Source organism: Thermococcus sp. (genome assembly GCF_027008145.1).
GTDB lineage: Archaea > Methanobacteriota_B > Thermococci > Thermococcales > Thermococcaceae > Thermococcus.
This window is the reverse complement of sequence record NZ_JALTCZ010000065.1, coordinates 1-8,948: the sequence shown is the minus strand read 5'-3', so window position 1 is coordinate 8,948 and position 8,948 is coordinate 1. Positions and strand designations below refer to the sequence as shown.

At 49.5% G+C, this 8,948-nt stretch carries 5 protein-coding genes; all 5 read left to right on the top strand.

Going from position 1 to position 8,948, the window contains the following annotated elements; all coding sequences use genetic code 11:
• The coding region (locus MVD07_RS03155; RefSeq protein WP_297498540.1) for a TdeIII family type II restriction endonuclease at positions 1-725 on the top strand (725 nt) is incomplete at its 5' end.
• Between the two features lie 6 nt (positions 726-731).
• Positions 732-6,014, top strand: coding sequence for a DNA-directed DNA polymerase II large subunit (locus tag MVD07_RS03150; RefSeq protein WP_297498537.1), 5,283 nt, complete (start codon positions 732-734; stop codon positions 6,012-6,014).
• Positions 6,015-6,047: 33 nt separating this feature from the next.
• Positions 6,048-6,731 (top strand): hypothetical protein, encoded by a 684-nt coding sequence (locus MVD07_RS03145; protein WP_297498534.1) that lies wholly within the window; start codon positions 6,048-6,050, stop codon positions 6,729-6,731.
• A gap of 194 nt (positions 6,732-6,925) precedes the next feature.
• Positions 6,926-8,110, top strand: coding sequence for a site-specific integrase (locus MVD07_RS03140; protein ID WP_297498531.1), 1,185 nt, complete (start codon positions 6,926-6,928; stop codon positions 8,108-8,110).
• A gap of 234 nt (positions 8,111-8,344) precedes the next feature.
• Positions 8,345-8,948: hypothetical protein (locus MVD07_RS03135; RefSeq protein WP_297498529.1), on the top strand; the 604-nt coding region annotated here is incomplete at its 3' end.

Below are 8,948 nucleotides of genomic sequence, written 5' to 3'. Positions count from 1 at the left end.
ATGACCCTCAAGTTATCAAGGATGAGGTTCTTGAAAAAGCACTCTTTGACCCTGAGAAAGGGAATTATAAGTCGTTCCATATGGCTTTGATTCCCAAAGAACTTCTCCGCATTCAAAGCTTCTTCAGGTCATTTTCGACGTCACTTGGACAGGGTGTTTTTGAGTATATATCCAAGATCATCGCGGAAGATAGTGGCAAGTGGGAAGTTGTAAAGCGGAATTCAGCTTTTGAAGTAACTGCTTCCCCGAACGTGGAAAGCTTTGTTAATAGGTTCCTTGAAGACGTTGCTGCCGGGCGGGTGAAGCCATATCCGGTGGATATTCCAAAGCCTCAGGATTCATCCATCAAGAAAATCGTTGTTGACCGTTATCTCTACGATGGAAAACCCCATTATTTCATTGAAATCAAGTCCCCCAAGCCCAACAAAGATCAAACAAGACGAACCAAGGAGAAGTTTTTATATCTTCTCGCAACGTATCCCAGTTCAAAAACATACTATGGAATGCTATATAATCCCTTTGGGGAAGAGAAATCCCGATATCGTTGGAGCTTCACAAGCATGTATTTCGACATTCAGAATGAGGTTTTAATCGGTTCTGAATTTTGGGATTTTATTGGTGGGCACGGGACATACAATGAACTTCTTGAATTGTTTAAGGAATTTGGCGAGGACAAAGGAAAAGAAATAACTGGGAGGCTTATCCGGGCTCATTCCGGAGGGTGAGCAAACATGGAGCTCTACTCACCCGAGATGAAGGCCTACTTTGAGTCGCTCCAACGCGAGATCGATAAAGCCTACGAGATAGCGAGGAAAGCCCGCTCAGAGGGAAAGGATCCAAGTCCTGATGTCGAGGTTCCACAGGCAACTGACATGGCCGGCCGTGTCGAGAGCCTTGTAGGGCCTCCTGGCGTTGCAGGGCGCATAAGGGAGCTCGTCAAGGAGTACGGAAAGGAGCTTGCCGCCCTTAATATAGTCGACGAGATAATAGACGGCAAGTTCGGCGACCTAGGTAGCAAGGAGCGCTATGCCGAACAGGCCGTTAGAACAGCTTTGGCTATCCTTACTGAGGGCATCGTTTCTGCCCCCCTTGAGGGCATCGCTGACGTTAAAATCAAACGCAACACTTGGGCTGACGGGAGTGAGTACCTCGCCCTCTATTATGCCGGCCCGATAAGGAGCTCCGGTGGAACTGCCCAGGCCTTGAGCGTCCTCGTCGGCGACTACGTGAGGAAGAAGCTCGGTCTCGACCGCTTCAAGCCGAGTAATGACCACGTAGAGAGAATGGTCGAGGAGGTTGACCTCTACCACAGGGCCGTAACTAGGCTGCAGTATCACCCCGAGGCAGACGAGGTTAGACTCGCCATGAAGAACATCCCGATAGAGATAACGGGCGAAGAAACCGATAAGGTCGAGGTCTCACACAGGGATGTTCCCGGTGTTGAGACCAACCACCTGCGCGGTGGTGCTATACTCGTTTTAGCTGAAGGTGTCCTTCAGAAGGCCAAGAAGCTGGTTAAGTACATAGACAAGATGGGCATCGAGGGCTGGGACTGGATAAAGGAGTTCGTGGAGGCCAAGGAAAAGGGTAAAGCCGAAGAAAAACCCTTGGAGGAGTCAAAGGTCGGGGAAGCTGGGAAAGTTAAGGTTAAGGAAAAGGTCGAGAAGGGCTTCTACTACGAACTCTACGAGCGCTTTAAAGCTAATATCGCCCCCAACAATAAGTACACGAAGGAGATAATAGGTGGAAGGCCCCTCTTCGCCGAGCCCTCAACGAACGGCGGTTTTAGGCTCCGTTACGGCCGTTCTAGGGTTTCTGGCTTCGCCACATGGAGCGTCAATCCAGCTACGATGCTTATCCTCGATGAGTTCATAGCTATCGGAACGCAGATGAAGACGGAGAGGCCCGGAAAGGGCTGTATCGTAACTCCAGCAACTACAGTTGAGGGGCCGATAGTCAAGCTCAAGAACGGCTCGGTTGTGAGAGTCGACGACTACGAGACGGCCCTAAAGGTTCGCAATGAGATCGCCGAGATACTCTACGTTGGCGACGCCTTGGTTAACTTCGGGGACTTCGTCGAGAACAACCAGACCCTTTTGCCAGCCAACTACGTCGAGGAATGGTGGGTTCAGGAGCTCGTTAAAGCCGTAGCCGAGACCTACGAGGTCGAACTCAGACCCTTTGAGGAGAACTCGAGGGAGGCAGTTGGGGAGGCCGCTGAGTACATCGGGGTTGATCCTGATTTTCTGTGGAACCTCCTTCGTGATCCGCTTCGCGTCAGGCCGAGCGTGGAGGAGGCGATACACCTTTCAAAGGTTCTCGACATTCCGTTCCACCCATACTACACCCTCTACTGGAACACACTTGAGCCGGAGGAAGCGGAAGAGCTCCAGAGGGCTTTGGTGAACGCTCAGATCGAGTGGGACGAGTTCAGGAAGATAAAGTTCGCGAGAAAAGTGATCCTCGACAACGACGCCAAGATAAAGCGCTACCTCGAACTTCTGGGACTGCCTCACAGGCTTGAGAGAACTGAAGATAGGAGAAAGGTTATAGTTGTTGACTACCCTTGGAGCTCCGCACTCTTAACACCGCTCGGCAATCTCGAGTGGGAGTTTAAAGCCAAGCCCTTCTTCACAGTCATAGACCTCATCAATGAGAAGGACGGGATAAAGCTCCGCGATAGAGGGATAAGCTGGATTGGGGCGAGGATGGGCAGGCCCGAGAAGGCCAAGGAGAGGAAGATGAAGCCACCCGTCCAGGTTCTCTTCCCTATTGGCTTACCCGGGGGTCCGAGCAGGGACATAAAGAAGGCCGCTGAGGAGGGCAAGATAGCGAGCGTCGAGATAGCCTTCTTCAAGTGCCCGAAGTGCGGTCACGTCGGGCCGGAGCATCTATGTCCCCGCTGTGGAACGAGGAAGGAGCTCCTGTGGCACTGTCCCAAGTGCAACGCCGACTACACCGAGAGCGAGGCCGAGGCCTTTGACTTCCACTGTCCGCGCTGTGACGTCGAGCTCAAGCCCTACGCGAGGAGGACGATAAAGCCTTCTGAACTGCTCCGCCAGGCCATGGAGAACGTCAAGATCTATGGGATAGACAAGCTTAAGGGCGTAAAGGGGATGACCTCGGGCTATAAGATGGCAGAACCCCTTGAGAAGGGCCTCTTGAGGGCCAAAAACGAGGTCTACGTCTTCAAAGACGGCACGATACGTTTTGACGCCACCGATGCCCCGATAACACACTTCAAGCCTAAGGAGATAGGCACTAGTGTAGAAAAATTGAGGGAGCTCGGCTACACCCACGACTTCGAGGGGAGGCCCCTTGAGCGGGACGACCAGATACTGGAGCTTAAAGTTCAGGATGTTATACTCCCCTATGAGGCTGGAAAATACCTCCTCAAGGTCGCGCGCTTCATAGACGACCTCCTTGAGAAGTTCTACGGCTTACCGCGCTTCTACAACGCCGAGAAGATGGAGGATCTTGTTGGTCATCTGGTCATAGGTTTGGCACCGCACACCTCAGCAGGGATAATCGGGAGGATCATAGGCTTCTCCGACGTTTTAGTAGGTTATGCCCATCCGTATTATCACGCCGCGAAGAGAAGGAACTGCTTCCCGGGTGACACGAGGATTTTGGTTCAGGTGGACGGTGTTCCACAGAGGATAACGCTGGAAGAGCTGTACGAGCTCTTTGAGGACGAGCACTATGAGAACATGGCCTATGTTAGGAAAAAGCCAAAGCGGGAAGTAAAGGTCTACTCTTTCGACCCAGAGGGCGGCAGGGTCGTCCTAACCGATGTTGAAGATGTTATAAAAGCGCCAAGCACTGACCACATCATCCGCTTTGAGCTTGAGCTCGGCAGGAGCTTCGAGACAACTGTTGACCATCCGGTTCTCGTCTATGAGGACGGAAAGTTCGTTGAGAAGAGGGCTTTTGAGGTTAGGGAAGGTGACAGAATACTCATCCCGAGGCTCGCCCTTCCAGAAACTGAAGTTGAGCAGCTCGACCTTCTCCAGGAGTTCGCGAGGGAAGAGTTCAAAGAGCTCTGGGACAGGATAATGGTTAGGGGGCTTGCCGAATGGCTTAATGGGGTTGGCGCTGATGGTTATGTCAGTCCGGATTATCTGAGAAGAGATTTCGTGCCCCTTGAAGTTCTGCTTCGGTTCCTCAGAGAGAAAGGCATCTCGATATCCAAGGCCCCCCAGTGTTCAATAGGTTTCAAGAGGGATAAAGTTCGCATCAATCGTTTCGTCCCGATAAAGCCTCTGATGAGGGTTCTTGGCTACTATCTCGCCGAGGGCTACGCCAGGGAAAGTGCCAGTGTCTATCAGATCAGCTTTTCAATCGAAGATGAAGAGGCCAGGGAGGATTTGAAGAGAGCCCTTAGGGAAGCCTTTGGAGAGGGCTTTGGAATCTACGAGAGGGCCGAGAAAGTTACTGTGGGTTCCCGCGTTCTCTATCTGCTCTTCACAAGAGTTCTCAAAGCCGGGAAGAACGCCCACACAAAGCGCATTCCGGCAATGGTGTACACCCTTCCAAAAGAGGCAGTTGCAGAGATGCTCAGAACTTACTTTGAGGGCGACGGAAGTTCCCTTAGCACCGTTCCAAGGGTGGTTGTCTACAGCATTAACAGGGCTCTCCTTGAGGACGTTGAAACACTGTTGCTTTCAAAGTTTGGAATCAGAGGCTACTACACTTTTGACAAAAACGCTAATAGGGGCAATGCTGGGGGTAGGCTTTACCACTTCAAACATGGTAGTGAGCCTCCTGTCTCCATGGTCTATGCTCTCAACATCGCTGGGGAACACTACCACAGGTTCTTTAGGGAGATTGGATTCGTTAGTAAGCGCAAGAACGCTGTCTACTCCAGTCATTCTAACCAGAGGAACAACAATGACAGGTATTCTCACGAGCTGGGATGGCTTGTCAAAGTTAGGCGTATCGAGTATGTCAAACTAGGAAATGACTTTGTGTTCTCACTTAATGCTAAAAAGTACCATAATGTTCTAATTAATGAAAATATTATAACTCATCAATGTGATGGTGACGAGGACGCGGTCATGCTCCTCCTTGATGCTCTCCTCAACTTCAGCAGGTACTATCTACCCGAGAAGCGCGGCGGCAAGATGGACGCCCCGCTCGTCGTTACCACAAGGTTGGACCCGCGCGAGGTGGACAGTGAGGTTCACAACATGGACGTCGTCCGCTATTATCCCCTTGAGTTCTATGAGGCGACTTATCAGATGAAATCCCCTAAGGAGGTAAAGGCCATCGAGCGCGTTGAGGACAGGCTTGGAAAGCCCGAGATGTACGAGGGGATAAAGTTTACCCACGACACCGATGACATCGGCCTGGGTCCGAAGATGAGCCTCTACAAACAGCTCGGCGACATGGTTGATAAGGTTGAGAGGCAGCTCGCCCTTGCCGAAAGAATAAGGGCCGTTGACGAGCACCATGTAGCTGAAACCATACTCAACTCCCACCTGATTCCCGATTTGAGGGGCAATCTGAGGAGCTTTACAAGGCAGGAGTTCCGCTGTGTGAAGTGCAACACGAAGTATCGGAGACCGCCTTTGACAGGAAAATGCCCCAAGTGTGGAGGAAAGATAGTTCTGACAGTCAGCAAGGGCGCCGTAGAAAAGTACCTCCCTACCGCGAAAATGCTCGTTACCCGCTATCGGGTCAAGGACTACACGAAGCAGAGGATATGTATGACCGAGAAGGACATAAAGACCCTCTTCGAGAACGTTTTGCCAGAAAAGCAGAGGACCCTCATGGGATTCTCCGCCGATGTCTGCGAGAAGGTGATAAAGGAGCGGACGGGTCACTCCAAGAAAAGGAACGGCTACCTCGACGAGTTCAACGGGAAAGGGAGGAAGCGTGAGAGCAATGAGACTGAAGAGAAGCCCAGAACAGGCGAAAAGTCAAAGACCATCAAAGATGAAGTCAAGAAAGAGAAGCGTGCGAGGTCAAAGAGGAAGAGGAGGGTGAGCCTCGACGAGTTCTTTGGGAGTTAGATATTTATACTTCCTCTTCCAATTTTCTCCCCGATGAGCCAGTTCAAGCTCCTCCCCAGTGTTGCCTACCTCCGGGTTCAGAGGCAGGTTTTCATCGGTTACTCCATGCCCTTAGCAGGTTGGATAGGGGAGTACCTGATAACCTATCGAAAGCTCCCCCGACCGGGTTTTCTCTCCAGGGCCATGGGTAAGTTGGGTTTCTCCTTCGCCGGGGAGCAGAGGAATGACCGCTACATAACCCAGTTCTTCACGAAGGAAGGCCTTTCGATAAGCGCAAGCTGGGATGTTGAGCGGGAGAACCTCTTCCTCCAGCTTGTCCCGCTCCGCTCAAGGCTTTCCCATGGTCTCACAATAAGGGCCGAAGGCATAGAGTTCTACGACCAGTACGTTGTCTCGATTGAACCCGCTGAAAAGCTCCCGCTGGGGGTAAGGGGTATAGGGATAAACGCCCTGATCCTGGAGGACTTCTATCCTGTCGAGGTTCCCTACTGGGGCATGCTCCACGAAGACTGGGAGAGTGAGCTGAATCTTCTTGTGATGCGCGATGAAATCTACGAGGGGCTGAAGCGCGAGGAATACCGCTGTCCCGTCTGTTTCTCTCCTCTGAGCGAGGAGAACGGGGCTTTGAAGTGCCACAACTGCGGTTTCACCTATGCCCCTGAGACTGACTTCGAGAGAGTCATGGAGACGTTTACGGTAGAGGAGTTTGCGTTCTAGCAAGCTTTGTTTGCGCAAAGCTTAACCAAAAGCATATAGCTCTCCCCATAATGAACATCCATACAAACTGATTTTACACGCCAGATGTCCATTTTCAGGTGAGAACACTTTGGAAAAGCCTGGTGAAATAGGGTTTATTCTCTCCTGGCGTCCAAAGGACGTCGATTTTAAAGTTAAACCCATATTGGGAAACAATGGGGAAGTTCTCACTTCCAAACAGTTATGTAAAGAAAAAAACACCCAGAATCGGCCTTTCAATAGGAGTTGCCAACTTTGGTGAAACTTTGCATAAGCAAAGTTTCTATGGTAGCCCCGCCGGGATTCGAACCCGGGTCGCGGGATCCAAAGGCCTGCAAGCTGGAAGAAAAGAACACAATACAGCAATATTGGAAAATGAATGGTATTTAAACTTAACGAAACAAGTGAACAGATTCACACAGAGATATCATGAAAACAACAAACAGAGGCGCTACAGGCAATATCTGCAAGTTCAAAATTCGAACCAATATTACGTGATAACTCCAGAGGACATTGAGAAGCTTTTCCTTGAACTGGATGCGAGATCGGTATCCCGCAACCACAAGAAAAGCGTGGAGTACATAGTGGAAAGTTTCTTAGAAAAAGCGACGAAAGAACACCAGGGAATGTACATCTTTACCCTCAAGGATCTCAGAGACTATCTTCAGACTCTTCGAGCAACATATTCAGTCTCGTTTTATCGCAAAAACATAACCTATCTCAAAAAACTCTTCCGTGTTGCTGGCATTGACTTGGTAGGGTCCCTAAAGGCCCCAAAGGAGTTAGACATTGACCTAACAATAGTAACTGTTAGGGACATAAAACACATGCTTGGCATAGTCGAGTCACTTTACCTAAGCGGTCGTTTTGATGACCAAAAGAAGGATCAGTTTGTAACCGCGATGTTGCTAATGGCGACAACGGGAATACGAGTTAGTGAGTTGGGAAGAGTAGCATTAAAAGAAATAGATCTTGAAACTCGTAGAATCTATTTAAGAACTAATCAAACCAAGACAGGACAAAGCCGTGTTGTATTTTTCACAGAAGAAGTCCAAGAGCTCCTAGAGGACTACATCAGGACTTATCGGCCCAATCTGACTCAACCTCTTGCTACAATACCCCAACTTCAACGGCCATTCAGGAGAAAGAGCCCGCTCCGAAATCAGAAACTCCGCTCTAAACACATGCGCAAGTTTTTCGCGCAGGAATGGGACCGGAGAAACGGTAATGCAACTATTAAAAAGCTATTGATGGGTCATTCTATCAGATACGATATCAACGCCCTCCATTACTCGCATCATACGATAGATGAGCTACAAGAGGCATATGAAAAAGTCATGGGGGACCTTCGATTTTTCTGAAATTTCGTTCATTCTTTTATTCATTTTTGACATTAATATGTTAATAACAACGACAAATAACAGGAAAATTAACATGAAAATTCTAAAATGACAATGTTTTTAGTTTGCGGACTTTACACAACATCGCCCCCTGAACAGGTATGAACAGTGATAGCGACTGCGCGGTAGCGGTTCCCTCGCAGTTTTGAATAGTTGGAGTGGGGGGCAAAATCGAACTATTTAGGGTGGTAAAGAATGTCCAAGTTAGTCGATATTAGGAATCTAAGCGAGGGAACCGAGATGGCTGAAATAAAGGTGCTGAAATACAAACCCGAGAACATAGTCTACAAGGTCTCAAAAGTGGAACTTGAGAAGTACATCAAGAACTACGCCTCAAACAAGGGTGCTAAGAGAAGCAGCAGTACAATCAAGGAGGTTGAGAGAATTGTGTGGCAGTTTGTTGAGTTCATCAGGACAGGAACTTTAAGAACGGGTAGCAACAGGGGACGCAGTAAGGTTAAAATCGAACCACCGGTGGAAGATGTTGAATACATAATCACCTCTAGAAAGCTTGAGCAATACGTCGAAGAAGTCTTGGCGGCATATTCTAGTGTAGCGGCGTCTAAGAGGCTCAAGATAGTAAAACGTGTTCTCAAAGACCTTGGAATGCCCGAGCACAACTTAAAAATCTTGGACTGGGCAGGTGCGACTGCAAACAAGGCTGGGAAGAGGGAACAGGAACTAAAAACACCGTTCCTTACGATTGAAGATGCACGGGAGTTCTTTAGGAGGCTTGAACGTCTGTATGACTATGAAGCAATTAACTTCCAACAGTACATCAAGGCGATAGCTTTCTCAA

What these genes read in the sequence shown, in the direction of transcription:
- MVD07_RS03150 (WP_297498537.1), top strand. Translation starts at nt 732, where the DNA reads ATGGAGCTCTACTCACCCGAGATGAAGGCCTACTTTGAGTCGCTCCAA.
- MVD07_RS03145 (WP_297498534.1), top strand. Translation starts at nt 6,048, where the DNA reads ATGAGCCAGTTCAAGCTCCTCCCCAGTGTTGCCTACCTCCGGGTTCAG.
- MVD07_RS03140 (WP_297498531.1), top strand. Translation starts at nt 6,926, where the DNA reads ATGGGGAAGTTCTCACTTCCAAACAGTTATGTAAAGAAAAAAACACCC.